General features: G+C 72.2%; 22 protein-coding genes and 1 riboswitch. Of the genes, 16 read left to right on the plus strand and 6 right to left on the minus strand.

Annotated features, from left to right (window positions below; all coding sequences use genetic code 11):
- The first annotated feature begins 150 nt into the window (after positions 1–150).
- From truB to dapB, 6 genes are all read left to right on the plus strand, one after another.
- The gene (gene truB, locus ACFYPM_RS23005; protein WP_387200369.1) at positions 151–1,035 is read left to right on the plus strand and encodes a tRNA pseudouridine(55) synthase TruB; all 885 of its coding nucleotides are present in this window, start codon (positions 151–153) and stop codon (positions 1,033–1,035) included.
- A gap of 77 nt (positions 1,036–1,112) precedes the next feature.
- On the plus strand, positions 1,113–2,042 hold the full coding sequence (locus ACFYPM_RS23010) for a bifunctional riboflavin kinase/FAD synthetase (protein WP_387200371.1): 930 nt from the start codon (positions 1,113–1,115) through the stop codon (positions 2,040–2,042).
- Positions 2,043–2,234: 192 nt separating this feature from the next.
- On the plus strand, positions 2,235–2,504 hold the full coding sequence (rpsO, locus tag ACFYPM_RS23015; RefSeq protein ID WP_030337594.1) for a 30S ribosomal protein S15: 270 nt from the start codon (positions 2,235–2,237) through the stop codon (positions 2,502–2,504).
- Positions 2,505–2,730: 226 nt separating this feature from the next.
- On the plus strand, positions 2,731–5,121 hold the full coding sequence (locus tag ACFYPM_RS23020; protein ID WP_387200374.1) for a polyribonucleotide nucleotidyltransferase: 2,391 nt from the start codon (positions 2,731–2,733) through the stop codon (positions 5,119–5,121).
- 47 nt (positions 5,122–5,168) lie between these two features.
- Positions 5,169–6,566 (plus strand): M16 family metallopeptidase, encoded by a 1,398-nt coding sequence (locus ACFYPM_RS23025; protein ID WP_387200377.1) that lies wholly within the window; start codon positions 5,169–5,171, stop codon positions 6,564–6,566.
- A gap of 106 nt (positions 6,567–6,672) precedes the next feature.
- On the plus strand, positions 6,673–7,440 hold the full coding sequence (gene dapB, locus ACFYPM_RS23030) for a 4-hydroxy-tetrahydrodipicolinate reductase (RefSeq protein WP_387200380.1): 768 nt from the start codon (positions 6,673–6,675) through the stop codon (positions 7,438–7,440).
- Between the two features lie 454 nt (positions 7,441–7,894).
- Here dapB and ACFYPM_RS23035 read toward each other — a convergent pair whose 3' ends face one another.
- Positions 7,895–8,470, minus strand: a complete 576-nt coding sequence (locus ACFYPM_RS23035) for a GNAT family N-acetyltransferase (RefSeq protein WP_387200383.1) — start codon at positions 8,468–8,470, stop codon at positions 7,895–7,897.
- A gap of 35 nt (positions 8,471–8,505) precedes the next feature.
- Between ACFYPM_RS23035 and ACFYPM_RS23040 the strand changes: the two genes are divergently transcribed.
- Positions 8,506–9,780 carry a glycosyltransferase family 87 protein gene (locus ACFYPM_RS23040; protein WP_387200385.1) on the plus strand — a complete coding sequence of 425 codons (1,275 nt, stop codon included), beginning with the start codon at positions 8,506–8,508 and terminating at the stop codon, positions 9,778–9,780.
- Here ACFYPM_RS23040 and ACFYPM_RS23045 read toward each other — a convergent pair.
- Positions 9,679–10,230, minus strand: coding sequence for a GNAT family N-acetyltransferase (locus ACFYPM_RS23045; RefSeq protein WP_387200388.1), 552 nt, complete (start codon positions 10,228–10,230; stop codon positions 9,679–9,681). The genes ACFYPM_RS23040 and ACFYPM_RS23045 overlap by 102 nt on opposite strands.
- Before the next feature lie 79 nt (positions 10,231–10,309).
- Between ACFYPM_RS23045 and ACFYPM_RS23050 the strand changes: the two genes are divergently transcribed.
- The 5 genes from ACFYPM_RS23050 (at position 10,310) to ACFYPM_RS23070 (ending at position 16,190) form a co-directional block, all read left to right on the plus strand.
- A complete protein-coding gene (locus ACFYPM_RS23050) occupies positions 10,310–11,539 on the plus strand; it encodes a winged helix-turn-helix domain-containing protein (RefSeq protein WP_387200391.1) in 1,230 nt (409 codons plus the stop codon).
- Between the two features lie 4 nt (positions 11,540–11,543).
- Positions 11,544–12,185, plus strand: a complete 642-nt coding sequence (locus ACFYPM_RS23055) for a DUF2752 domain-containing protein (protein WP_387200394.1) — start codon at positions 11,544–11,546, stop codon at positions 12,183–12,185.
- A gap of 549 nt (positions 12,186–12,734) precedes the next feature.
- On the plus strand, positions 12,735–13,475 hold the full coding sequence (thyX, locus tag ACFYPM_RS23060) for an FAD-dependent thymidylate synthase (protein ID WP_387200756.1): 741 nt from the start codon (positions 12,735–12,737) through the stop codon (positions 13,473–13,475).
- A gap of 47 nt (positions 13,476–13,522) precedes the next feature.
- On the plus strand, positions 13,523–14,449 hold the full coding sequence (gene dapA / locus ACFYPM_RS23065; RefSeq protein ID WP_387200397.1) for a 4-hydroxy-tetrahydrodipicolinate synthase: 927 nt from the start codon (positions 13,523–13,525) through the stop codon (positions 14,447–14,449).
- A 52-nt stretch (positions 14,450–14,501) separates the two neighbouring features.
- Positions 14,502–16,190, plus strand: a complete 1,689-nt coding sequence (locus tag ACFYPM_RS23070) for a ribonuclease J (RefSeq protein ID WP_387200400.1) — start codon at positions 14,502–14,504, stop codon at positions 16,188–16,190.
- 62 nt (positions 16,191–16,252) lie between these two features.
- Here the strand turns inward: ACFYPM_RS23070 and ACFYPM_RS23075 are convergent, their stop codons facing one another.
- Positions 16,253–17,956, minus strand: coding sequence for a YbjN domain-containing protein (locus tag ACFYPM_RS23075; protein WP_387200402.1), 1,704 nt, complete (start codon positions 17,954–17,956; stop codon positions 16,253–16,255).
- Entirely contained in the window at positions 17,953–18,432 is a 480-nt protein-coding gene (locus tag ACFYPM_RS23080; RefSeq protein WP_387200405.1) for a YbjN domain-containing protein, read from the minus strand. Before ACFYPM_RS23080 ends, ACFYPM_RS23075 begins: the two co-directional genes overlap by 4 nt.
- A gap of 113 nt (positions 18,433–18,545) precedes the next feature.
- On the opposite strand from ACFYPM_RS23080, the gene ACFYPM_RS23085 reads away from it, so the two are divergent.
- Positions 18,546–21,002, plus strand: coding sequence for a DNA translocase FtsK (locus ACFYPM_RS23085; protein WP_387200408.1), 2,457 nt, complete (start codon positions 18,546–18,548; stop codon positions 21,000–21,002).
- 73 nt (positions 21,003–21,075) lie between these two features.
- Here the strand turns inward: ACFYPM_RS23085 and ACFYPM_RS23090 are convergent, their stop codons facing one another.
- Together ACFYPM_RS23090 and ACFYPM_RS23095 are read right to left on the minus strand one after the other, a co-directional pair.
- On the minus strand, positions 21,076–21,318 hold the full coding sequence (locus ACFYPM_RS23090) for a hypothetical protein (protein WP_357247351.1): 243 nt from the start codon (positions 21,316–21,318) through the stop codon (positions 21,076–21,078).
- Between the two features lie 82 nt (positions 21,319–21,400).
- The gene (locus ACFYPM_RS23095) at positions 21,401–21,715 is read right to left on the minus strand and encodes a DMT family transporter (RefSeq protein WP_387200411.1); all 315 of its coding nucleotides are present in this window, start codon (positions 21,713–21,715) and stop codon (positions 21,401–21,403) included.
- 61 nt (positions 21,716–21,776) lie between these two features.
- A riboswitch (guanidine-III (ykkC-III) riboswitch) is annotated at positions 21,777–21,841 on the minus strand.
- A gap of 118 nt (positions 21,842–21,959) precedes the next feature.
- Between ACFYPM_RS23095 and ACFYPM_RS23100 the strand changes: the two genes are divergently transcribed.
- The 3 genes from ACFYPM_RS23100 to pgsA all read left to right on the plus strand — a co-directional run bounded on the left by ACFYPM_RS23100 (position 21,960) and on the right by pgsA (position 25,152).
- Positions 21,960–22,883, plus strand: a complete 924-nt coding sequence (locus tag ACFYPM_RS23100; RefSeq protein WP_387200414.1) for an ornithine cyclodeaminase family protein — start codon at positions 21,960–21,962, stop codon at positions 22,881–22,883.
- Between the two features lie 104 nt (positions 22,884–22,987).
- The gene (gene rimO / locus ACFYPM_RS23105) at positions 22,988–24,496 is read left to right on the plus strand and encodes a 30S ribosomal protein S12 methylthiotransferase RimO (protein WP_387200417.1); all 1,509 of its coding nucleotides are present in this window, start codon (positions 22,988–22,990) and stop codon (positions 24,494–24,496) included.
- Between the two features lie 65 nt (positions 24,497–24,561).
- Positions 24,562–25,152 carry a CDP-diacylglycerol--glycerol-3-phosphate 3-phosphatidyltransferase gene (gene pgsA, locus ACFYPM_RS23110; RefSeq protein WP_387200421.1) on the plus strand — a complete coding sequence of 197 codons (591 nt, stop codon included), beginning with the start codon at positions 24,562–24,564 and terminating at the stop codon, positions 25,150–25,152.
- Positions 25,153–25,261 lie beyond the last annotated feature (109 nt).

Genomic DNA, 25,261 nt, shown 5'->3' on the forward strand with positions numbered 1-25,261 from the left:
CCTGGCTCGACGGGAGTGGGCGAGTGATCTTCGCATCCGCCGTGACGTCGTGGTGTCCCCTCGGCGATCGAGCCAGCGGCGTGTGGCGGCTGGCCGAGAGCCACCCCGCGACGACTGTCGCCGTCTGGCGGTCTGGCAGGCTTGGCCGACGTGAGCACCGATGGTCTGATCGTGGTCGACAAGCCCGGCGGCATGACGTCGCACGACGTGGTGGCGCGGATTCGCCGGCTGGCGAAGACCCGACGGGTCGGGCACGGTGGCACCCTCGACCCGATGGCCACCGGTGTACTGGTGATCGGAGTGGGCCGGGCCACCCGGCTGCTGACCTACGTGATCGGCGCGGGCAAGAGCTACACCGGCACCATCCGGCTCGGTCAGGCCACGGTCACCGACGACGCCGAGGGCGACGTGATCTCCACCGCGCCAGCCGGTGAGGTCACCGACGACGCGATCCGGTCGGCGCTGGGCGCGCTGAGCGGTGAGGTCGACCAGGTGCCGAGCGCGGTCAGTGCCATCAAGATCGACGGGCAGCGGGCGTACAAGCGGGTCCGCGAGGGCGAGAGCGTCGAGTTGCCGGCGCGGCGGGTCACCATCTCCCGGTTGGAGGTGCTGGCGGTCCGCCGCACCGAGCCCGACGTCGTGGACGTGGATGTCGACGTGACCTGCTCCTCCGGCACGTACATCCGGGCCATCGCCCGGGACGCGGGCCTGGCGCTCGGCGTCGGTGGGCACCTGACGGCCCTGCGCCGGACCGCGGTGGGTGGCTTCACCCTCGCCGAGGCGGCGACTCTCGACCAGTTGGAGCAGCGCGCCCCGGACGTGGTGAACCTGCCGTTGGCCGCGGCGGCCGACCGGTTCTTCCCGCGTCGCGAGGCCACGCCCGACGAGGCTCGGGTGCTCGCCCACGGTGGGCCGCTGGACCCGGCCGGCCTCACCGGGCCGTACGCCGTCTTCGGGCCGGCCGGCGGTCTGATCGCTATCGTCAGCGAGCGGGACGGGCGGGCCCGCGCGGAGATCGTGCTCGCCCCGGCCTGACGGCGGGGCGCAGGTCCGCCGGCCCCGTGGCCGGCGGTGTCGACCCGCCGGACGGCGGGACAGCAGGAGGGAACGGCATGCAGCGGTGGCGGGGGTACGACGCGGCGCCCGGTGGGTGGGGACGCTCGGTCGTCACCATCGGCGTCTTCGACGGCGTGCACAAGGGGCACCAGGCGACCATCGGGCACACGGTGGCCCGCGCCCGGGAGTTGGGCGTGCAGTCGGTGGTGGTCACCTTCGACCCGCACCCGGCCGAGGTGGTCCGCCCCGGGTCGCATCCGGCGGTGCTCAGTGAGCCGGCCCGCAAGGCGGAACTGATCGAGCAGCTCGGCGTGGACGTGCTCTGTGTGGTGCCGTTCACACCGGAGTTCTCCCGGCTGCCGGCCGAACAGTTCGTGCACGACGTCCTGGTCGAGCACCTGCACGGCGCGCTGGTGGTGGTCGGCAGCAACTTCCGGTTCGGGCACCGGGCGGCCGGCGACGTGGCGCTGCTGGAACGGCTCGGGCAGACCTTCGGCTTCGGGGTGGAGGGCAGCCCGCTGGTCGCCGAGGACGGCACCGTCTTCTCCTCCACGTACATCCGCTCCTGCGTCGACGCGGGCGACGTCGGCGCGGCCGCCGCCGCGCTCGGCCGCCCCCACCGGTTGGAAGGTGTGGTGGTCCGCGGCGACCAGCGGGGGCGGGAGCTGGGCTTTCCCACCGCCAACCTGCTCTGCCACCGGTACGCGGCGGTCCCGGCCGACGGGGTGTACGCGGCCCGGTTGATCCGTCGCGGCCAGCACGAGCCGCTGATGGCGGCGGTGTCGGTGGGCACCAACCCGACGTTCTCCGGGCGGGAGCGGCGGGTCGAGGCCTACGCGCTGGACTTCACCGGCGACCTGTACGGCGAGCGGCTGGCCCTGGACTTCGTGGCGCACCTGCGCGGTCAGATCCGGTACGACTCGATCGAGCCGTTGATCGCCCAGATGAACCAGGACGTCGAACGCACCCGGCGCGCGCTCGCCTGAGCGCCGTGGGCTGCGCCGCCGAGCCCTTCGCCGGGTGTTACCGGCGAGTGCTGGTAGTCTTGCCCAGACGTCGGGAGACCGGCGTGGGGCCTCGCGTGCCTGCTCGACGCCGCGGGTGCGAGGAACCGGTCCGTTCCCGGTCCATCGGGACGACGGACACCTACTTGATCAACCCATCGAAACAGGGAGAACATGGCGCTCGACCAGGAAGCCAAGGCCAGCATCCGCGCGGAGTACGCGACCGCCGAGGGCGACACCGGTTCGCCGGAGGTTCAGGTCGCGGTCCTCACCAAGCGGATCGCCGAGCTGACCGAGCACCTGAAGGTGCACAAGCACGACCACCACAGCCGCCGTGGGCTGCTGCTGCTGGTCGGCCGTCGCCGTCGGCTGCTCAACTACGTCCAGAAGAAGGACATTGCCCGCTACCGGTCGCTCATCGAGCGGCTCGGCCTGCGCCGGTGACGTGACGGGGGAGTGGCTGACCAGCTGCTCCCCCGTACGGCGTCCCACCTGAAGAAACACGGGCCGCGCGACCACCCGAGAGGGAGCCGGTCAGCGTACCGGTCTCCGGTAGTGGCCCCCGGGAACCCCGGCATCAAGCCGGCCCCCGGGCGCTTCGATCGAAGACCGGCCGGCTGAGCAGCTCCCCGATGTCGTGGGCCCACGACGCGAAGGAGCACGACAGCACATGACCGAGACCAAACTCGGCACCGAATCCCGCACCGCCGTGATCGACAACGGGTCCTTCGGCACCCGCGAGATCACCTTCTCCACCGGCCGGCTGGCTCGCCAGGCCGCCGGTTCCGTCATCGCCCAGCTGGGCGAGACGGTCGTTCTCTCCGCCACCACCGCCGGTAAGCACCCGAAGGAGCAGTTCGACTTCTTCCCGCTGACCGTCGACGTCGAGGAGCGGATGTACGCCGCGGGCCGTATTCCCGGCTCGTTCTTCCGCCGTGAGGGTCGGCCCAGCGAGGACGCGATCCTCACCTGCCGCCTGATCGACCGGCCGCTGCGCCCGTCGTTCGTGAAGGGCCTGCGCAACGAGGTCCAGGTCGTCGAGACCATCCTCGCGCTCGACCCGCAGCACCCGTACGACGTCGTGGCGATCAACGCCGCCTCGATGTCGACCAAGCTGTCCGGCCTGCCCTTCTCCGGCCCGATCGGTGCGACCCGCGTCGCCCACATCGACGGCCAGTGGGTTGCCTTCCCGACCCTGGAGGAGCTGGCCCGCGCCACCTTCGACATGGTCGTGGCCGGCCGCACCCTCGAGGACGGCGACGTCGCGATCATGATGGTCGAGGCGGAGGCCACCCCGAACGCGGTCGCCCTGATCTCGGCCGGCGCCACCGCGCCGACCGAGGAGGTCGTGGCCAGCGGCCTGGAGGCCGCCAAGCCGGCGATCCGTGAGCTGTGCCGCGCGCAGAGCGAGCTGGCCGAGGTCGCCGCCAAGCCGGTCACCGAGTTCCCGGTCTTCCTGGACTACCAGGACGACGTGTACGACGCCGTCTCCGAGCTGGCCCGCGGCGAGGTCGCCGAGGCGATCACCATCGCCGGCAAGGCCGACCGCGAGGAGGCCCTGGACCGGGTCAAGGCCCGCGTCGCCGAGGAGCTGGGCGCTCGGTTCGAGGGTCGGGAGAAGGAGCTCAGCGCCGCCTTCCGGTCGCTCACCAAGTCCGAGGTCCGCAACCGCGTGCTGCGCGAGCAGGTCCGCATGGACGGCCGGGGCCCGCGCGACATCCGCGAGCTGACCGCCGAGGTCGGCGTGCTGCCCCGGGTGCACGGTTCGGCGCTGTTCGAGCGGGGCGAGACCCAGATCCTGGGCGTCACCACGCTGAACATGCTCCGCATGGAGCAGATGGTGGACACATTGTCCCCCGAGAACCGCAAGCGCTACATGCACAACTACAACTTCCCGCCGTACTCGACCGGTGAGACCGGCCGGGTCGGCTCGCCGAAGCGTCGCGAGATCGGGCACGGCGCGCTCGCCGAGCGTGCGCTGATCCCGGTGCTGCCGTCGCGCGAGGAGTTCCCGTACGCCATCCGGCAGGTGTCGGAGGCGCTCGGCTCCAACGGCTCCACCTCGATGGGTTCGGTCTGCGCGTCGACGCTGGGCCTGCTCTCCGCGGGTGTCCCGCTGAAGGCGCCGGTCGCCGGCATCGCGATGGGGCTCATCTCCGACGAGGTGGACGGCAAGACCCAGTACGTGACGCTCACCGACATCCTCGGTGCCGAGGACGCGTTCGGTGACATGGACTTCAAGGTCGCCGGCACCCCGGAGTTCGTCACCGCGCTCCAGCTCGACACCAAGCTCAACGGCATCCCGTCGGACGTGCTGGCTGCCGCGTTGCAGCAGGCGAACGAGGCCCGGCAGGTCATCCTCGGTGTCATGAAGGCCGCGATCGAGGCTCCGGCCGAGATGTCGGACTACGCGCCGCGGGTCACCACCGTCAAGATCCCGGTCGACAAGATCGGCATGGTGATCGGCCCGAAGGGGCAGACCATCAACGCGATCCAGGACGAGACCGGCGCCGAGATCTCCATCGAGGACGACGGCACGATCTACGTCGGCGCCACCAACGGCCCGTCGGCCCAGGCGGCCGTCGACCGGATCAACGGCATCGCCAACCCGACGCTGCCGAAGCAGGGCGAACGATTCCTCGGCACGGTGGTCAAGACCGCCGCGTTCGGGGCGTTCATCTCGCTGCTGCCGGGCCGTGACGGCCTGCTGCACATCTCCAAGGTGGGCGACGGCAAGCGGGTCGAGCGCGTTGAGGACTTCCTCAACGTCGGTGACCGGGTCGAGGTCGAGATCGCGGACATCGACGCCCGCGGCAAGATCTACCTCGACAAGGTCCGCCCGGAGGGCACCGAGGCTCCGGCCGCCGGTGAGGCCGCCGCTGGCGACCGGCCGGCTGGTCGGGACCGGGGCGACCGTGCTCCGCGTGACCGTGGCGATCGTGAGCGTGGCGGCGACCGAGGTGGCCGTGGCCCCGAGCGTGGCGGCGAAGGCGGCAACGGCGGCGGCGGCGAGGGCGGCGAGGGCGGCGAGCGTCCGCGCCGCCGGACCCGGCACAGCTGATCGTCGTACCTCGCATCACCCACCCCTCGTCGAACCGGGAGCAAGTCGTGAGTCGGGCCTTCAGTGCGCCGTTTCCACCGGATCGACGGGGGGTGGCCGCGTCCCCGGGGAAGGGGGCGGGCCGCTCCGGCGGCGCCGCCCGCGCGGTGACCCGGACGCTCAGCGACGACCCGCTGGGCGGCACGGTACGTCGTACCGTGCTGCCCAGCGGCCTGCGCGTCCTCACCGAGGCGATTCCGACGATGCGCAGTGTCTCGTTCGGTGTCTGGGTGGCGGTCGGCTCGCGTGACGAGACCGGCCCGCAGGCCGGTGCCGCGCACTTCCTCGAGCACCTGCTCTTCAAGGGCACCCACAAGCGCACCGCGTTGGAGATCTCCTCGCAGATCGAGGCGGTGGGTGGTGAGACGAACGCGTTCACCACGAAGGAGTACACCTGCTACTACGCGCGGGTGCTGGACGAGGATCTGCCGCTGGCGATCGACGTGATGTGCGACCTGGTCGCCGACTCGCTGTTGGAACCGGCCGACGTCGAGACCGAGCGTGGCGTGATCCTGGAAGAGATCGCCATGCACGACGACGAGCCCGGTGACGAGGTGCACGACCTCTTCGTCCAGGCCGTCTACGGCGAGCACCCGCTGGGTCGGCTGATCTCCGGCACCGCCGAGACCGTCACGCCGATGACCCGCAAGCAGATCCAGAGCTTCTACCGGGGCCGCTACGCCGCGCCGCAGATCGTCATCGCCGCCGCCGGCAACCTGGACCACGCCACGGTCGTGAAGATGGTCCGCCAGGCGGTGCGGGGCACCCCGCTGGACAGCGAGCCGGCCACCCCGGCGCCGCACCGCGCGGCCACCCCGGCGGTACGCACCAAGCCGGCGACCACCCTGGTGGAGCCGAAGGAGACCGAGCAGGCGCACGTCATCCTCGGCTGCCCCGGCATCGACCGCCTCGACGATCGGCGCTTCGCCCTCGGGGTGCTCAACAACGTGCTCGGCGGTGGCATGTCCAGCCGCCTGTTCCAGGAGATCCGCGAGCAGCGCGGCCTGGCGTACTCGGTCTACTCCTACGCCAGCCAGTACGCCGACACCGGCCTGTTCGCCGTCTACGCCGGCTGCGCGCCGGGCAAGGTGGACGAGGTGCTGGCCCTGACCCGCGCCGAGCTGGCCCGGGTGGCCGCCGACGGGTTGACCGAGGCGGAGGTGGCCCGCGGCAAGGGGATGAGCAAGGGCTCGTTCGTGCTCGGCCTGGAGGACACCGGTTCCCGGATGAGTCGGCTGGCCAAGGGTGAGCTGCTCTACGGCGACCTGATGCCGGTGGACGAGCTGCTCCGCCGGGTCGACGAGGTCACCGTGCAGGACGTCAACGTCCTCGCCGCCGAGTTGCTCAGCCGGCCCATGTCGCTGGCCGTGGTCGGCCCGTTCGGCGCGGGCGACTTCACGGTCTGAGGTCTGCCGTCCGACGCGTCGAGGGCGTCCCGGTCGGGCGTCCCGGCCGGTGGGCGCACCGGATCCGGCCCGAGGGGCGCGTCCCGATTGGGATAGGTTGTGCCCCGTGACTGACGAGCAGGAGAAGACCCCGGCCGGGTCGTTGCGGGTCGGCGTGTGTGGTGCGCGCGGCCGGATGGGCATCGAGGTCTGCAAGGCGGTTGACGCCGCCGAGGACCTCGAACTGGTCGCGGCCATCGACCAGGGCGACGACCTCTCCGCCGCCTCCGGCGCTGACGTGGTAGTCGACTTCACCACCCCGGACGTCGTCATGGACAACCTCCGGTGGTGCGTCGAGCAGGGCATCAGCGCGGTGGTCGGCACGACCGGCTTCACCGAGCAGCGGCTGGAGCAGGTGCGCGGCTGGCTGGCCGACAAGCCCGGGGTGGGCGTGGTCATCGCCCCCAACTTCGGCATCGGCGCGGTGCTGATGATGCAGTTCGCCGCGCGGGCCGCCCGTCACTTCGAGTCCGTCGAGATCATCGAGCAGCACCACCCGGGCAAGCTGGACGCGCCCAGCGGCACCGCCACGCACACCGCCCGGAAGATCGCCCAGGCGCGCGCCGACGCCGGCCTCGGTCCGGTCCCGGACGCCACAAAGGACGAGGTGCCGGGCGCGCGCGGCGCCGACATCGACGGGGTACGCGTCCACGCCGTTCGCGCCACCGGGCTCGTCGCCCACCAGGAGGTGCTGTTCGGCGGCACCGGCGAGACGCTGACCATCCGGCACGACTCGTACGACCGGGTGTCGTTCATGCCCGGTGTGTTGCTGGCCGTCCGTGCGGTGCGCCACCGCCCCGGCCTCACCGTCGGCCTGGACGCACTGCTCGACTGACCCCGCGCCTGCTCGCGGGCGGGCCGTGTGCCGGGCGTTGCGCCTGCGGCCGTCTGACCTGTCCGTGGCAGTAGGCCGGGCGGAACGGGGTCGCCGGGTGGCCGGGGCCGGGCGGGCCACCCGGCAGGCGCGGCTTCGGATCAGGCTCTGCTGGGCCGCTGTCCCTGGAAGCGACCGGCCGTGAGCGGAAGACTGTCCTGAGGTCCCGCTCGGCCTGTTCTCGTACCTGCGCGTGTTCTCGCGTGCTGTCCGGAAAGGCCGCGACGAACGCGGCCGGGAAGCCCCGTTCCTCCCGTTGTAGCTCGCAGACCGTCTCGACCAGCCGCTGGAAGCCCTGCCACGGATCGGGGTCGGCCAGCGCCCCGGCGGTACCTCGTCTGCGACGCCAACGACGGGTCGGACAAGGGCTGGGCAGGACCGGTGTGGCGGCCTCGACCCGAGGCCGCCACACCGGTCACTCGACCTTCTCGGCCGGAACAGCCACGTGTAGGCGCACCTGGGGCACCAGCATGTCGTCGACGTCCAACGCGCGGGCCGCCCCGTCGGGCTCCCAACCCGTGCTGGCGAGGAACTTCCGGGTCGCCTCGTCAGCGTCGAACGCCCAGGCCACCGCCCGGCTCAGACCGTCGGACCGCCACAGGTCGACGGTGGCGGCGAGCAGCCGGCTGCCGTGCCCGCGCCGACCCCAGCGCGGCTCCACCAGCAGGTCGGTCACCGCGGCCACGTCCGGGCCGAGCGCGTCGGCCGGCTCGCCCGGCGCGAGGGCCTCGGCGTCGGCCGGACCGGAGGCGGCGAACCCCACCAGATACGATTGCTCGGCCTGTTCGACGGCGACCAGCACCCGGTGCGCGCCCGAGGGCGGCTCCAGCACCGCGGCGCTCCACCGCCGGGCGAGGAACGCCTCGTCCAGGTTGTCGAGCACGTGCCGAGGCAGGATCCGACGGTACGCGACCCGCCAGGTCGCGAGTTGGATGCGTGCGATCTCGCCGGCGTCCTCAGGACGCGCCGGGCGGACGTACCCGAGAGCCATGGGACGGAAGCCTACGCAGGACGGGGGAGACGACGGTGGCGCAGGGTGCCAGGAGGACGACCGCGCAGGTCGTCGGGGTGGTGGTGCTCGCCGCGGCGGTCACCGCGTTCCTCGCCGTCGCGGCGGTGCGGCACGGCTTCTTCGACCTGAAGGTCTACTACGGCGCGTTGACCTGGTGGGTGCACGACGGCGGGGAGATCTACGACTACCTCAAGCCGACCACCCAGTACGGCTTCACCTACCCGCCGTTCGCCGCGCTGGTGATGCTGCCGATGGCGTACCTGCCGTGGACGGCCGCGATCGTGGTGAGCGTGCTCGCCAGCGTGGTCACCACCACGGTGCTCATCTGGTGGCTGGTCGACCCGATCGCCCGCCGGGCCGGCTGGACCCGGTGGTTCGCCCTCGCGGTGGCGCTCTGCCTGGCCGCCGCGTTCGAGCCGATGCGGGAGACGATCAACTTCGGCCAGGTCAACACGCTGCTGCTCTTCCTGGTGGCGGTGGATCTGCTGCGGCTGCTGCCGGCCGGCAACCGGTGGGCCGGGGTGGGCATCGGGCTCGCCACCGCGATCAAACTGACCCCTGGTGTCTTCATCGTCTACCTGCTGGTGACCGGGCGGTGGCGGGCGGCCCGCACCGCCTGCGGGACGGCCGCCGGGGTGTCGCTGCTGGCCGGTGCGCTCTTCCCGGACGCGTCCCGGGAGTTCTGGACCGAGGCGCTGTGGAACACCGCACGGGTGGGGGAGCTCGCCTTCGTCTCCAACCAGTCGCTGCGCGGGGTGGTCGCCCGACTCGACCCGGAGCACCCGAGCACCCTGGTGTGGCTGCTGCTGGTGCTCGGCACCCTGGCCCTCTGGGCCTGGCGGTCCCGGGCCGCCGTCTCCGCCGGCGACGAGCTCACCGGCCTGGCGTTGACCGGCGCGGTGATGTGCCTGGTCAGCCCGGTGACCTGGGTGCACCACCTGGTCTGGCTGCTGCCCGCGCTGATCCTGCTCGTCGACAACGCCATGGCCGCGCCGGCCGGCCGTCGGCGATGGGTCCTGCTGGTCGCCGCGACCATCGCCTACGTGCTGTTGATCAGCCGGACCGTCTGGTTCTGGGAGAAGGACTTCACCGGTGTCGACGGCTTCCTGGGCAGCAACGCCTACGTGTGGATCAGCCTCGCGCTGCTGGCCTTCCTCCCGATTCGCGGTTGGCTGACCCCGGGCGGCTCAACCGTCGAGGCGTCCGGCGTACCGCAGCTCGACCAGCCCCACCGGCGGGCTCCCACCGGCAAGCGGCACCTGGTAGGTCGACTGCTCACCGTCCGGTGACAACCCGGCCCGCTCGCAGAATCGCCGGGCCCGCCGGTTGTCCGCCAGCACCCACAGCCGATAGTCGGTCCAGCCCCGCTCGTGCAGCCCGGCCCGGGCGGCGGCCAGGAGCGCGGTGCCGGTCCCGTCACCCCAGCACGCCGGCTCCACGTAGATCGCCAGCACCTCGCCGACCGTCGGGTCCAGGTCGTCGCGGTCCTGGTCGCGGCGGTACGGCCCGAAGGTCGTGAAGCCCACGACCAGCCCGTCCACCTCGCCCAGCAGGGTGGTGAACGGGTGGTCCGGGTCGGCGGTGCCGATGTCGCGGCGACGCTGCGCCCAGGCGGCCACGTTCAGCCGGGCCAGCACCTCGTCCGGCATGAAGCCGGCGTAGCCCGCCTGCCAGCCGTGCACGTGCACCCGGGCGACCGCCTCGGCGTCGTCCGGCTCCTCCCGACGGATGGTCAGCATTGCACCGTTCTATGCCCCGTTGGTCGTCGCGTCCAGCTTCCCGCACCGGCGTCGTACCGATGAATTAAGGTCGCCGACGATGGCCGCACCGGAATCACTCTCGCTCGCCCAGGCTCGACGGCTGGCGCTCGCCGCTCAGGGCTTCGCCGACCCGGCGCCAGCCGGCGTGCCCACCCGCCGGCACCTGCGTCGGGTGCTGGACCGGGTCAACCTGATCCAGATGGACTCGGTGAACGTGCTGCAACGCGCGCACTACCTGCCGCTCTACAGCCGGCTCGGGCCCTACCCGACCACGATGCTCGACCAGGCCGCCTACCGCCGTCCCCGCGAGTTGTTCGAATACTGGGGTCACGAGGCGTCGTTGGTGCCGGTCGAGCTGCACCCGATGCTGCGCTGGCGGATGGCCCGCGCGCACAGCGAATCCTGGGGCGGCATGCGGCGGATCGCCCAGGAGCAGCCGGAGCTGGTCGCCTGGGTTCGCGACGAGGTGGCCGCCCGCGGCCCGCTGACCGCTGCCGAGATCGAGCACGACGCGCCGCGGGAGACCGGCAACTGGGGGTGGAACTGGTCGGCGGTCAAGCGGGCGTTGGAGTTCCTCTTCTGGGCCGGTGAGGTGGCCGCCGCGGAGCGCAGCACCTCCTTCGCCCGCCGCTACGACCTACCCGAGCGGGTGCTGCCCCCGGCGGTGCTGGCCGCGCCCACCCCGACCGACGCCGAGGCGTACCGCACGCTTGTGGCCCTTGCCGCGCGGTCGCTCGGGGTGGCCGCCGAGCCGGAGCTGCGTGACTACTTCCGGTTGCCGCTGGCCGGTGCCCGGCAGGCCGTCGCCGAGCTGGCCGAGGCCGGTGAGCTGCTGCCGGTCACCGTGGCCGGCTGGCGACAGCCGGCCTGGCTGCACGCGTCCGCGCGGCTGCCCCGGTGGATTCGGGGCAACACGCTGGTCAGCCCCTTCGACCCGCTGATCTGGGAACGTGCCCGCACCGAGCGGCTGTTCGGGTTCACCTACCGGATCGAGATCTACGTCCCGGCGCCACAGCGGGTCTACGGCTACTACGTGTTGCCGTTCCTGCAGGGCGACCGGTTCACCGCCCGGGTCGACCTGAAGGCCGACCGTAAGGCCGGGGTGCTGCTGGTGCCGGCTGCCTGGATCGAGCCCGACGCCGACCCGGCGGAGACCGCGGTGGCGCTCGCCGCCGAGTTGCACCGGCTCGCCGGCTGGCTCGGCCTGGACGCGGTGGCAGCACCGCTGGGCGGCGACCTGGCCGGTCCGCTGACCGCCGCGTTGGCCGGCGTGTCCGGTGTACCGTGAGCGCGTGACGAGCGCTCCCGGTCCGGTCGACCAGCCGCAGCCCGCCCCCGGGGCGGTGCACACCGTGCCGGCTGACCCGGCTGGTGTCGGTCCGGGTGGTGTCAGTCCGGGTGGTGTCAGTCCGGACGGTCTCGGTGCGGCTGGTGTCGGTCCGGGTGGTTGGCCGACGACCCCAGCGGGTGGCTACCCGGCGCCCCAGCCGGACCGGCTGACCAGGTTCGTGCTGCGTCTCTACGAGAGTTCACCGCGCTGGGCGGTGCCGCTGGCCGCAGTCGGCTGCGTCGCCGCCGGCATGGGTTACGCGCTGCTCAGCAATCCGGCCGACGCCCCCCCGGACGCCGCACCCACCTGCCTGCTCAAGCTGACCACCGGGCTGGACTGCCCAGGCTGCGGCGGCACCCGCGCACTCTGGTACGTGCTGCACGCCGACCTGCCAGCCGCCGCCCGGCACCACTTCCTGTTCGTCTTCGCGCTGCCGTTCCTCGCGTACCTCTTCGTCGCCTGGGCGGCCAACCAGGCGTTCGGTTGGCGGCTGCCGGAGTTGCGGATCAGCTCGAAGGTCATCGTGGGGTTCATGGGCGGGTGGCTCGCCTTCTCGGTGCTGCGCAACCTGCCCTGGGCGCCGTTCACCTCGCTCTACGTCTGAGCGCGCCGCTGCCCGTCGCGCTCCGACGCCACCCATGATCGACTCGACATCAAGGAAACCGGGCCGACCACCCGCCCCGGACACCCCGACTTTCGGGAAGCCGAGTCGGTCGATCACCCCAATGGTCAGCCGAACAGTCGCGCCGGCGGCGCACGGACCAGGAGCAGGCCGGCGACGAGTTCGGGTCGGGCCGACGCATCTCGCCCGCAAGATCGTGCTCAATCCCGGATGTCAACACCGTCGCGTCAGGGGAGAATCGCGCCGATCTTGCACTTCCTGTCGTCGATTTAGGCGGGAATGCACTCTAATGTCGGGGCAGAAAGTGCAAGATCGCGATGCAGGCTGGGTTGGCGAACAGTCATTGCGCCGCACGTAGCGGGGTTGTGCTGGAGGTAGTGGGGTTGGGGGCGACGGATGCCACCACATCCAAGATGTGGCGCGATCTTGCGGGCGGAGGACGACCCGCTGCCTGAGTGATCGACATTGCACGAGGCTCGCCTGAGTTGGGGCCGGAGGCGCCGCGCCACTACAGTCCCAGGAATGCCGGAGATGGTGCAGCCCCAGGTCAAGTTGATCGCGTGGACCCAGTTCGCGGCCCCGGACGACGTGCCGTGGTCGACCGATGCGGAGGGTGGTCAGGCGCTCGCCGAGTTCGCCGGCCGGGCCTGCTACCAGTCGTGGAAGAAGCCGAACCCGGCGACCGCCACCAACGCCGGCTACCTGGCGCACATCCTCGACGTCGGGCACCTGTCGGTGCTGGAGCACGGATCGGTCACCTTCTACTTCACCGGGGTGTCCCGCTCCTTCACCCACGAGCTGATCCGGCACCGGCACTTCTCGTACTCCCAGCTGTCCCAGCGCTACGTCCCGGAACGGGACGCGGCCATGGTCGAGCCGGCGGTCATCGCCGACGACCCGGAGCTGCACAAGTTGTTCGTGGCGGCCGCCGAGGCGAGCGTTCAGGCGTACACCGAGTTGTTGGAGGGCCTGGAGCAGCGCTTCTCCGACGAGCCGAACCCGACGCTGCGCCGCAAGCAGGCCCGGCAGGCCGCCCGGGCGGTGCTGCCCAATGCCACCGAGACCCGGATCGTGGTCTCCGGCAACTACCGGGCGTGGCGGCACTTCATCGCGATGCGGGCCACCGAGCACGCCGACGTGGAGATCCGTGAGCTGGCCGTGGAGTGCCTGCGCCAGCTGCAGGGGGTCGCCCCGAACGTGTTCGCCGACTTCGTGATCTCCACGCTGTCGGACGGCACCGAAGTGGCGGCCAGCCCGCACGAGGCGTCCTGAGCCCTTCCCCGGCGGGGTCCGGCTGGTCGTCCGCTAGGTTGAAGGGTATGACGCACGACCACCTCGACGCCGCCGCCCGACCGGCGTCCCGCCCCTTCGGCCGGGTGCTCACCGCCATGGTGAGCCCGTTCACCCCTGACGGCTCGCTCGACCTGGACGGCGCCGCCCGGCTGGCGAGCCACCTGGTCGACGAGCAGGGCAACGACGCGCTGGTGGTCAACGGCACCACCGGTGAGTCCCCGACCACCACCGACGCGGAGAAGGAACACCTGATCCGGGCCGTGGTGGAGGCCGTCGGTGACCGTGCCAAGGTGGTCGCCGGGGTCGGCACGAACGACACCCGGCACAGCATCGAGCTGGCCGCCGCCGCCGAGAAGGCGGGTGCGCACGGCCTGCTGGTGGTCACCCCGTACTACAACAAGCCGCCGCAGAGCGGGTTGCTGCGACACTTCACCGCCGTCGCCGACGCCAGCGGCCTCCCGGTGATGCTGTACGACATCCCCCACCGCTCCGGCGTGCCGATCGACACCGAGACGCTGGTCCGGCTCGCCGAGCACGGCCGGATCGTCGCGGTCAAGGACGCCAAGAGCGACCTGATCGCCACCGGCTGGGTGACCAGCCGGACCGCCCTCGCCTTCTACTGCGGCGAGGACGCCCTCACCCTGCCGGCGCTGGCCGTCGGCAGCGTGGGCGTGGTCGGCACCTCGACGCACTTCACCGGGGCGCTGACCGCACAGATGATCGAGGCGTACGACGCGGGGGACATGCCGACCGCGCTGGCGCTGCACCGGCGGCTGCTGCCGCTGTTCACCGGCATCTTCCGCACCCAGGGCACGATCCTGGTGAAGGCGGGCCTGGCATCGCTGGGTCTGCCGGCCGGTCCGGTGCGCCCCCCGCTCGTGGACGCCACCACCGACGAGATCGCCCAGCTGCGCGCGGACTTCGCGGCAGCGGGCCTGGAGCTGCCCGAATGATCAAACGACACGATGGACGCCGAGTGACGGCGTCGCAGATTGAGGTGAACGCGTGACCGAGGCGCACATCGAGGCGGAACTACCCCCGCCGCTGCCGGAAGGTGGCCTGCGGATCATCCCGCTCGGCGGGCTCGGCGCCATCGGTCGGAACATGACCGTCTTCGAGTTCGACGGCAAGTTGCTGATCGTCGACTGCGGGGTGCTCTTCCCCGACGTCGAGCAACCGGGCGTGGATCTGATCCTGCCCGACTTCGGCCCGATCCTGGACCGGCTCGCCGACGTCCAGGCCATCGTGCTGACCCACGGTCACGAGGACCACATCGGCGCGGTGCCGTACCTGCTCGCCCACAAACCCGACATCCCGCTGGTCGGCTCACAGTTCACCCTCGCACTGGTCGAGGCCAAGTTGGCCGAGCGGCGGATCCAGCCGTACACGCTGACCGTGCGGGAGGGTGGCCGGGAGCGGCTCGGCCCGTTCGAGTGTGAGTTCTTCGCGGTCAACCACTCGATCCCGGACGCCCTCGCCGTGGCCATCCGCACCCCCGCCGGCCTGGTGCTACACACCGGCGACTTCAAGATGGACCAGCTCCCGCTGGACGGTCGGATCACCGACCTGGCCGGCTTCGCCCGGCTCGGCGCCGAGGGCGTCGACCTGCTGCTGTCCGACTCCACCAACGCGGAGATCCCCGGCTTCGTCACCCCGGAGCGGGAAATCGGGCCGGTGCTCGACTCGATCTTCGGCAAGGCCAAGGGCCGCATCATCGTGGCCTCGTTCGCCTCGCACGTGCACCGCGTGCAGCAGGTCTTCGACTCTGCCGCGGAGCACGGCCGCAAGGTCGCGCTGATCGGCCGGTCCATGGTCCGCAACATGGGCATCGCCCGGGACCTGGGCCTGCTCAACATCCCGGCCGGGCTGGTCATCAGCATCGACGAGGCGACCACGCTGCCGCCGGATGAGATCGTGCTGATGTCCACCGGTTCGCAGGGTGAGCCGATGAGCGCGCTGGGCCGGATGGCCAGCGGCGACCACCGGCACATCACCATCGCCCCCGGTGACACCGTCGTGCTGGCCTCCTCGCTGGTGCCCGGCAACGAGACCTCGGTCTACCGGGTGATCAACCGGTTGGCCCGGGCCGGCGCGGTGGTCGTGCACAAGGACGTCGCGAAGGTGCACGTCTCCGGGCACGCCCCCGCTGGGGAGCTGCTCTACCTGCTCAACGTGGTCCGGCCGAGCAACCTGATGCCCGTGCACGGGGAGTGGCGTCACCTGCGTGCCCACGCCCGGCTCGGCATCGAGTCCGGGGTCGCCGCCGACCGGGTGGTGATCTGCGAGGACGGCGACGTGGTCGACCTGGTCGAGGGCCGCGCCAGCCTGGTCGGGCACGTGAAGAGCCGGTACGTCTACGTGGACGGCCTCGCCGTCGGTGACGTCAGTGAGTCGCTGCTCACCGAGCGGCGGATCCTCGGCGACGGCGGCTTCATCGCCACCACCGTCGTCGTGGACTCGGTCACCGGCAAGGTGGTCGCCGGCCCGACGTTGTCCGCGAAGGGCTTCTCCGAGGACCCGGAGGCGTTCAACCCGGTGGTCCCGCTGGTCACCGAGGCGCTCAACCGGGCCGCGGCGGACGGCATCACCGACCCGCACCAGCTCCAGCAGATCGTCCGCCGGACCGTGGGGCGGTGGGTCAACGACAAGTACCGTCGTCGCCCGATGATCGTGCCCACCGTCGTCGAGGTCTGAGCCTGTTCCGCTGACGCCGGTCCACTCCGTTCGGGGTGGGCCGGCGTCGCCGCGCCCGGGGGTCAGGGCAGCGCGGCGACCGCCTCGGCGTAGGCGACGCCGGTGGTGATGGCGGCGTCCACCAGCACCGTGAGCTGCGCCGGGGCCACCCCGTGGGTCAGATCGGTGGCCACGTCACCGGCCAGCACCAACTCGCCGCCGAGTTCGTGCGCGTACGCCTTGGGCAGCAGCCGGTCGTGGTTCCAGGCGTTACAGAAGGCGTACGCCTCGCAGCGGCGGGTCGCCGGCAGCCGGCGGGTGGCCATGGCCCGGGCGTGCAGCACCTCGCCGCGCTCGCCGGCCCGGCGGAACTGGATCACCACCCCATCCCACAGTCCCACCACCCGCTCGCCCTCCTCCACGACGTAGCGGTCCCCGCGGCGGTCCAGGGCGGCCGTGATCAGATCGACCGTGAGCGTCACCAGTTCCCGCTCGTCGTCGGATTCACGCTCCGCGCCGTCGGGCGAAGCACCGTCGGGCGAAGCGCCGCCCGATCCCTCGTCGCCGGATCTGTCGCCGGCTGGCTTGTCGTCGGCGGGCAGGGGCACCGCGTCCGACAGCGGACGCTCGGCGAGCCAGGCGGCCATCCGCCCGGAGTGGTGGCCGGTGCCGTTGCGGGCGTCGAAGCTGCCGGCCAGCTCGTTGACCATCGCGAGCAGCAACGCGCCGAGGGTGGCCACGTCCAGGTCGGTGGCCGGCCGCCCGCCGTACGCCGGACGGGGCACCGTGCGCAGACCGAGCCCGGCCTCGACGGCCACCGCGCAGACCAGCGCACCGGCAGCGGCGAACTCCATCGCGGCGAGATCGTCGGTGGGCCGGTCCAGCCGGGGCAGTTGCTCGGCCAGAATGCTCAGCCCACGGTCCAGGTGCCCGCCGAGAGCGCAGAACCGCAGGTGTGCGGCGAGGTGGGGAAAGGCCGCGCGCTCGCGCCGGTGTCGCCGGTACGCCCGCACGTGCGCCGCCGCGGCCCGTTCGGCCTCGCCGACGCGCAGTTCGGGTAGCAGACCGGCCACCAGCGCCCGCTCGGGCTGGTCGGTGCAACTTCCCGCGTCGCCGGTGGGCTCCCGCAGCTCGGTCAGCGCGGCGCGCCATTCCCCCCACCCGGCGAGCAGTTCGGCGCGGCGGGCCGGGGCGCAACCGGGGCAGCCACCGGACGGGGTGCCGACCGTGCCCGCCCACCGCTGGTACCAGTGGCGGGCGGTGGGCTCGTCGCCGAGGTGGTCGGCGATCCGGCAGCGCAGCTCCGCGACGGTCGGCGCCTCGGGGCCGTCCGCCCCGACCCGGTGGGCCAGGTCGTCCAGGAGGGACCGGGTCTGGTCCAGCCCCACCCGAGGGGTGCCGAGCAGCGCCTCCACGGCGTACCGCTGCAGGCGCAGCAGCAGGGGCGGCTCGTCCTCGGTGAGCAGCTCGGGCCGGTAGTCGGCGGCGGCTCGGCACCTGCGTACCGGCTCGACCAGCCGCCACCGCTCGCCGTGCAACAGGTACGCCTCGATCAGCGCGAACCGGGCGTCCAGGGCGGACCGGAGGTCCCCGCACGCGTCGGCCCGCTCGGCGAGCCGTTCGAGGGCCAGCAGCCGGGCCGGTCCGTCGGGCAGGTCCCGCGCATCGGCGAGCGCGCTCACCAGTACCGGGTCACGCCGCACGGGCGGCCGTCGGGTGAGGTCCGGATCGCCGGCCCCGCCCGCCCGGTCGGTGCGACTGCCGGTGAACTCGTCCCGGCCGGTCACGACGGCACCGCGCCGGGCAGTCGACGGACCGCCACGGCGAGCTGGCAGCCGGTGGAGATGCCACAGTCGAGCAGTTGGTCGAGTTGGTGCGGGGTCACCCCGCGTTCCAGGTCGGTGACCACCTCGCCGTAGACCCGGGCCCGACCGTCGTCGTCGACGTGCACGAACGCCTTGGGCCAGAGCCGGTCGTGGTTCCACGAGTTGCAGAAGGCGTACAGGGCGGGCACCTGCTCGATTCCGAAGGTGGGGGTGACCATCGTGCGGACCTGGAGCAGCTCGCCGTCCCTGCCGAGGCGCAGGAACCAGATCATGTTGTCGTCGAAGCGACCCACCAACTCGCCGCCCTCGGTCAGGCCGACGGACCGGCCACAGGCGGCGAGCACCGCGGCGACCAGTTCGCCGCTCAGCGGGCGCAGCGCGCCCGGGTGCCCGGCCAGCGGATCGTCCGGATCGCCCTCGAATTCCGGCGACGCCATAGGGCATCCCTTCTGAGGCGGATATCACGACCGGCGGCGGGGTTCGTGTTTCGACGCGCGGACACGACCCGGAAAAGCGGGGATCTGCCCGGCCCCACCGTTACCGTGACTCTATGGCGGGCCGTACCTCTCAGGCGAGCCGGCGGCGCGGCGCGTCGCCGCGCGGTGGCACCAACAGTCGTGCCCGTCAACCGGCGAAGAAGACCCGCGCGCCGGTCCGACGTCGTACGGTGCCGGCCCGGCCCGGCGCGGCTGTCTACGTGGGCCGCGCGGTGGGCGCACTGTGGATGGGCGTGGCGCACGGGATGGGCTGGGCGGTGCGGGCCGCCGGTCGACAGGCCGCCTCCGCCCGCGACCTCGACCCGGAGCACCGCCGCGACGGCGCCGGACTGCTGCTGTTCGGGTTCGCCCTGCTCACCGCCGTGGCGCTCTGGCTCTCCGGAGCGGGTCCGGTGGGTGCCCAACTGGCCGACACGATCCGGTTGTTCCTGGGCGCGATCTCGGTGGTCGTACCGGTGCTGTTGATGATCGGGGCCTGGCGGTTGATGCGCCAGCCGGCCGATCCGGAGCACCGGGGCCGCGGGTTGATCGGCTGGACTTCGCTGCTCGTCTCGACCGCCGCGCTGCTGCACATCGGTCAGGCCCCGGCCAACCCCCTACAGCGGGACTTCGCGGGCGGGTTGGTCGGCGCGGGCATCGGCGGGCTGCTGGAGCGCGCGGTCACCGCCTGGGTGGCGGTGCCGCTGCTGATCCTGCTGCTGCTCTTCGGTCTGCTCGTGGTGACGGCGACACCGATCAACAAGATTCCGGAGCGGCTGGGCCTGCTGGCCGGCGGGCTGGTCGCCGCGCCGGAGGCCGCTGAGGAAGCCGACGAGCCGGCCGCCCAGCGGGCGCGGAAGCGGCCGGCGAAGCGGATGCCTCCACCGGTGGACCCGGACGACTTCGAGGACCTGGACGGTGTGGACCTCCAGGAGACCGTGGTGCTGCCGCGCAAGTCTCCGGCGAAGGTGCCGGCGAGCCGCCGGCCGCCGGTCGAGCCGCCGGAGCACTCGCCCGCGCCGACGCGGGCCGAACAGCTCGCGTTGACCGGGCTGGCCGGGGACTACAGGCTGCCGCCGGCCAACATGCTCAGCGCCGGCGCCGCCGCGAAGACCCGCAGCAAGGCCAACGACGAGGTGATCGCCGCGCTGACCGGGGTGTTCGACCAGTTCGACGTGGACGCGGCGGTCACCGGCTTCACCCGCGGCCCGACCGTCACCCGCTACGAGGTGGAGCTGGGGCACGGCGTCAAGGTCGAGCGGATCACCCAGCTCTCCCGCAACATCGCGTACGCGGTGAAGTCGCCGGACGTCCGGATCCTCAGCCCGATCCCGGGCAAGAGCGCGGTCGGCGTGGAGATCCCGAACACCGACCCGGAGAACGTCGCCCTCGGTGACGTGCTGCGCTCGCACGCGGCGACGAGCGACCACCATCCGATGGTGGTGGCGCTCGGCAAGGACATCGAGGGTGGCTACGTGGTGGCCAACCTCGCGAAAATGCCGCACATTCTGATCGCCGGGGCCACCGGCGCGGGAAAATCGAGCTGCCTCAATACCTTGCTGGTGTCCGTCCTCACCCGGGCCACCCCGGACGAGGTGCGCCTGCTGTTGATCGACCCGAAGCGGGTCGAGATGACCGGCTATGAGGGCATCCCGCACCTGGTCACCCCGATCGTGACAAATGCCAAGAAGGCGGCCGAATCGCTGGACTGGGTGGTCCGCGAGATGGACATGCGCTACGACGACCTCGCCGCCAACGGTGTCCGCCACATCGACGACTTCAACCGCAAGGTCCGCAACGGCGAGATCAAGGCCCCGCCGGGCAGCGAACGCGAGATGCGCCCGTACCCGTACCTGTTGGTGATCGTGGACGAGTTGGCCGACCTGATGATGGTCGCGCCGCGCGACGTGGAGGACTCCGTCGTCCGGATCACCCAGCTGGCCCGCGCGGCCGGCATCCACCTGGTCCTGGCCACCCAACGGCCCTCGGTCGACGTGGTGACCGGTCTGATCAAGGCGAACGTGCCGTCCCGGCTGGCGTTCGCCACCTCCTCGCTCGCGGACTCCCGGGTCATCCTCGACCAGCCGGGCGCGGAGAAGCTGCTCGGCCGCGGTGACGGCCTCTTCCTGCCGATGGGCGCCTCCAAGCCGGTCCGCATCCAGGGCGCCTGGGTCACCGAGCGGGAGATCGCCGACGTCGTGAAGTTCTGCAAGGACCAGCGCGAGCCGGAGTTCCGCAAGGACGTGCTGGCCCCCGCGCAGGAGAGCAAGAAGAAGATCGACGAGGACATCGGCGACGATCTCGACCTGCTGGTGCAGGCGGTGGAGTTGGTGGTGACCTCGCAGTTCGGCTCGACCTCCATGCTGCAACGCAAGCTACGGGTCGGTTTCGCCAAGGCGGGTCGCCTGATGGACCTGATGGAGACCCGGGCAGTGGTCGGGCCGTCGGAGGGGTCGAAGGCGCGCGACGTGCTGGTCAAGCCGGACGAGCTGGAGGACGTCCTGGTCGGCCTGCGCGGCAGCGTGGACTGACCGACGGGGACGACCGACCCCGCAAACACGACGGGCCCGCCGGCAGCCGGCGGGCCCGTGACTCGGGGGGTGTTCAGTTGAGCAACGCGGCGGCGATGGCGGTGCCGATGATCGCGCCGACGAGGCTGGCCGCTGCGGCGTACCAGCCCAGTGGCTTGTCACCGAGCACCGCGCCGACGATGCCCGCGACGATGCCGAGCACGCCGAAGACGATCGGGGGAAGCAGCAGGGCGAGAACCGCGAAGACGAAGCCCACGATGGTGAGGATCCGGGCAGCGTTGGCGCGGGGGCGTGCGTTGCTGGGCAGGTCGGCCATGTCTTCCTCCGGGTGAGAGCCTGTCGTGACGGCACGATCACTACCCACTGTGGGCGGTGGTCACGCCTGCCGAGGTGGCTGCTCAGTGAAAGATCTTCAGGCCGATCACGCCGGCGACCACCAGCAGCAGGCACAGGATCCGGGGCAGGCTCGCCGACTCGCTGAGCGCCAGCATCCCGATCAGCGCGGTGCCGACCGCGCCGATGCCGACCCAGACCGCGTAACCGGTACCGACCGGGATCTCGCGCAGCGCGTACGCCAGGCCGGCCATGCTCAGGACCAGCGTCACCGCGAACACCACGGACGGGACCAGCCGGCTGAAGCCGGCGCTGCGGTCCAGGGCGACCGCCCAGGCCGTCTCCAGCAGTCCGGAGATCACCAACACCAGCCAGGCCATCGTTCACCTCACGCGAGAGTGCCCGGGCCGCCGGGGGCCGGGACGAGTCGGGTCTGCACGTCGCGGGGCGTCTTGGCCTGACCGGGTACGCCCACCACTCGTCCGGGGTGGCCGCGGGCCACCGAAGCCGACGCTAGCACCGGTCGGCGGTCGGGACGGATGGATGGGTTGGGCGGCGGTGGCGCAGTGACTCCCGCCACCCCTTCTTGACCTGCACTTGACTCTAACTTGCAGGATGTCCACCATGACGCTGATCTATGCCGACTCCGAGGTCGCCGCCGCGCTGGACGCCTCCACCACGGTCGACGCCATGCGTGCCGCCGTCCTGGCCGCGTACGGGGGACGCCTCGTGGCCCCGCCCCGGGCCGCCGCCCCGCTGGGCGGTGGGCGGCTGGTGCTCACCGCGGGGCATCTGGTCGGCGAGTGGTACGGCTTTCGCTCCTACGACACCTTCGGCCACCCGCGGGGCGAGCAGGTGGTGGTGCTGCACGACGCGGGCACCGGGGCGATCCGGGCGGTGGCGGTGGGCGAGGAGCTGGGTTCCCGTCGTACCGGAGGGTTGGGTGCCCTGGCGGTCGACGCCCTGGCCCGTCCGGACGCGGCCACCCTCGGCGTGATCGGCTCCGGCCGGCAGGCGTGGACCCAGGTCTGGGCCGCCGCCGCGGTCCGCCCGCTGCGCGAGGTGGTGGTGCACAGCCGCTCCGCGGCCCGGCGGGACGCCCTCGCCGCGCGGGTCCGCGCCGAGCTGGGCGTGCCCGCCCGAACGGTGGCCGACCCGGGCTCGGCCGTCGCCGGGCGGGACATCGTGGTGCTCGCGACGACCAGCCCGACCCCGGTGCTGCGCGCCGCCGACCTCAGCCCCGGCACGCACGTCAACGCGGTCGGCTTCAAACAGTGTGACCGCAGCGAGTTCGGCACCGACCTGCTGGACGCCGCCGACCTGCTGGTCACCGACTCGCCAGCCCAGGCGGCGGACTACCAGCCGCCGATGCTCGCGGCCACGCCCCCGTACGCCGGGCGGTTGCGCGACCTGGGCGGCATCCTGGCCGGCGCGGTCCCCGGCCGGACCACCGCGGACCAGATCTCGGTCTTCTGCTCCACCGGCCTGGCCGGCACCGAGGTCTTTCTGCTCGATGCGTTGACCCGCATCGGCGCCGTGGCCCGCTGAGCGCCGGCGGGGGACCGGGTGACCGATGCGCTGCCGAGCCGCGAGTCCGGCCGTCGCCGCAGCCCCGTGTGCGAGGGCTTCCCCGGACGGCCCGGTACCCTCGGATGGTGTCTGCCACCTCTCCTGCCCCCGCTGACAACGCCGAGGGCCGTCGCGTAGCCCTGCTCACCCTGGGCTGCGCCCGTAACGAGGTCGACTCGGAGGAGCTGGCCGCGCGGCTGCACGCCGATGGCTGGCAGGTGACCACCGACGGCGAGGGCGCCGACGTGGTGGTCGTCAACACCTGTGGTTTCGTGGAGAAGGCCAAGCAGGATTCCATCCAGACCCTGCTCGCCGCCGCCGGGACCGGCGCCAAGGTGGTCGCAGCGGGCTGCATGGCCGAGCGGTACGGCCGGGAGTTGGCCGACAGCCTGCCCGAGGCGCAGGCGGTGCTGAGCTTCGACGACTACCCGGACATCGCCGCCCGGCTGAACGCGGTCGTCGCCGGTGAGCAGGTCGTCGCGCACACCCCCCGGGATCGGCGTGAGCTGCTGCCGCTGACCCCGGTGAAGCGGCGCGACAGCGCCGTGTCGCTGCCCGGTCACGGCACCGTGAGCCGCACCGCCGTCGACACCGACGAGCACACCCCCGCGCACCTGCGGCAGATCCTGCGCCGTCGACTGGACACCGGCCCGGTGGCCTCGCTGAAGCTGGCCAGTGGCTGCGACCGGCGCTGCGCGTTCTGTGCCATTCCCGCCTTCCGGGGGGCGTTCGTCTCGCGTACGCCCGACGAGTTGCTCGCCGAGGCGGAGTGGTTGGCCAAGACCGGCGTACGGGAGCTGGTGCTGGTCAGTGAGAACTCCACCTCGTACGGCAAGGACCTCGGTGACCCCCGCGCGCTGGAGAAGCTGCTGCCGCAGCTCGCCGCGGTGACCGGCATCGTCCGGGTGCGGGCGAGCTACCTCCAGCCGGCGGAGACCCGTCCCGGACTGGTCGAGGCGATCGCCAACACCCCGGGCGTGGCCGCGTACTTCGACCTGTCGTTCCAGCACTCCAGTGAGCCGGTGCTTCGCCGGATGCGGCGTTTCGGCTCCACCGACCGTTTCCTGGAGCTGCTCGCGGGTGCCCGGGCGTTGGCCCCGGACGCGGGCGCCCGGAGCAACTTCATCGTCGGTTTCCCCGGCGAGACCCGCGCCGATGTCGACGAGCTGGTCCGGTTCCTGACCGAGGCCCGGCTGGACGCGATCGGGATGTTCGACTACAGCGACGAGGACGGCACCGAGGCCGCCGGCCTGCCCGGCAAGGTCTCCGCCGCGACGATCAAGCGGCGCTACGACCGGCTGAGCGCGCTCGCCGACGAGTTGTGCTCACAGCGGGCCGAGGACCGGCTCGGCTCGACCGTCGAGGTGCTCGTCGACTCGATCTCGGACGGCGTGGTGGAGGGTCGGGCGGCGCATCAGGCGCCGGAGGTGGACGGTTCCACCACCCTGGTCGCCCCGGCCGAGGGCGGGGTCGACCTCGCCGCGCTGCGACCGGGTGACCTGGTGCGCGCGACGGTGACCGGCACCGAAGGGGTGGACCTGCTGGCGGTGCCGGATGAGATGATCTCGGCGGCGCCCGGCGCGGCACGGTGACGGTGGGCCCAGGCGGAGCGGGGGAGCCCTGTGGTGCGGTGCCGGAAACGCCACGGAGCGCGGCGGTGACGGGGGCGGCTGAGTCGACGCCGGCCCGGGTGGTCGCCGTGGTGCCCGTCGTCAACGCGGCCAACGCGCTGACCGCCCTGCGACTTGCGCTGGTGCCGGTCTTCGCCGCCTCGGTGGTCATGTCCGGGATGACCCACTCCGGCTGGCGGATGGCAGCCTGTCTGATCTTCGCGGTGGCGTCGGCGACGGATTTCGTGGATGGCTGGATCGCCCGCCGGTTCGGGCTTGTCACGTCGGTCGGCAAGGTGGCCGACCCGATCGCCGACAAGGCGCTCACGGGTGCCGCCCTGGTGTTGCTGTCCTGGTACGACCAGTTGCCCTGGTGGGTGACCACGCTGATCCTCGTCCGCGAGCTGGGCATCACCGGGCTGCGGTTCTGGGTGATCCGGCATGGCGTGATCGCGGCCAGCCGAGGCGGCAAGGTCAAGACGGCGCTGCAGATCCTGGCCATCGCCTGGTACCTCTGGCCGATGCCCGCCGCCCTCGCTGCCGTGGGTCCGTGGATCATGGCCGCCGCCGTCCTGGTCACGGTGGCGACCGGCTTCGACTACATAGCCCAAGCCCTCCGCCTCCGCCGCCCCCGCTGACCCCACCCCGGCGAGCGCCCGGTGATCATGAGGTTGTCGGCGTCCGGGGCGGCGTGTCGCGACGCTAACCTCATGATCTTCGCGATCGGGCCGGCAGGGTTGGGGGTCG

The organism is Micromonospora sp. NPDC005203, from assembly GCF_042872705.1.
Taxonomy (GTDB): domain Bacteria; phylum Actinomycetota; class Actinomycetes; order Mycobacteriales; family Micromonosporaceae; genus Micromonospora.

Coding starts and splice junctions, on each gene's coding strand:
- ACFYPM_RS23010 (WP_387200371.1), top strand. CDS start 1,113: ATGCAGCGGTGGCGGGGGTACGACGCGGCGCCCGGTGGGTGGGGACGC.
- rpsO (WP_030337594.1), top strand. CDS start 2,235: ATGGCGCTCGACCAGGAAGCCAAGGCCAGCATCCGCGCGGAGTACGCG.
- ACFYPM_RS23020 (WP_387200374.1), top strand. CDS start 2,731: ATGACCGAGACCAAACTCGGCACCGAATCCCGCACCGCCGTGATCGAC.
- ACFYPM_RS23035 (WP_387200383.1), bottom strand. CDS start 8,470: ATGGCTCTCGGGTACGTCCGCCCGGCGCGTCCTGAGGACGCCGGCGAG.
- ACFYPM_RS23045 (WP_387200388.1), bottom strand. CDS start 10,230: ATGCTGACCATCCGTCGGGAGGAGCCGGACGACGCCGAGGCGGTCGCC.
- ACFYPM_RS23050 (WP_387200391.1), top strand. CDS start 10,310: ATGGCCGCACCGGAATCACTCTCGCTCGCCCAGGCTCGACGGCTGGCG.
- thyX (WP_387200756.1), top strand. CDS start 12,735: ATGGTGCAGCCCCAGGTCAAGTTGATCGCGTGGACCCAGTTCGCGGCC.
- dapA (WP_387200397.1), top strand. CDS start 13,523: ATGACGCACGACCACCTCGACGCCGCCGCCCGACCGGCGTCCCGCCCC.
- ACFYPM_RS23080 (WP_387200405.1), bottom strand. CDS start 18,432: ATGGCGTCGCCGGAATTCGAGGGCGATCCGGACGATCCGCTGGCCGGG.
- ACFYPM_RS23085 (WP_387200408.1), top strand. CDS start 18,546: ATGGCGGGCCGTACCTCTCAGGCGAGCCGGCGGCGCGGCGCGTCGCCG.
- ACFYPM_RS23090 (WP_357247351.1), bottom strand. CDS start 21,318: ATGGCCGACCTGCCCAGCAACGCACGCCCCCGCGCCAACGCTGCCCGG.
- ACFYPM_RS23095 (WP_387200411.1), bottom strand. CDS start 21,715: ATGGCCTGGCTGGTGTTGGTGATCTCCGGACTGCTGGAGACGGCCTGG.
- ACFYPM_RS23100 (WP_387200414.1), top strand. CDS start 21,960: ATGACGCTGATCTATGCCGACTCCGAGGTCGCCGCCGCGCTGGACGCC.
- rimO (WP_387200417.1), top strand. CDS start 22,988: ATGGTGTCTGCCACCTCTCCTGCCCCCGCTGACAACGCCGAGGGCCGT.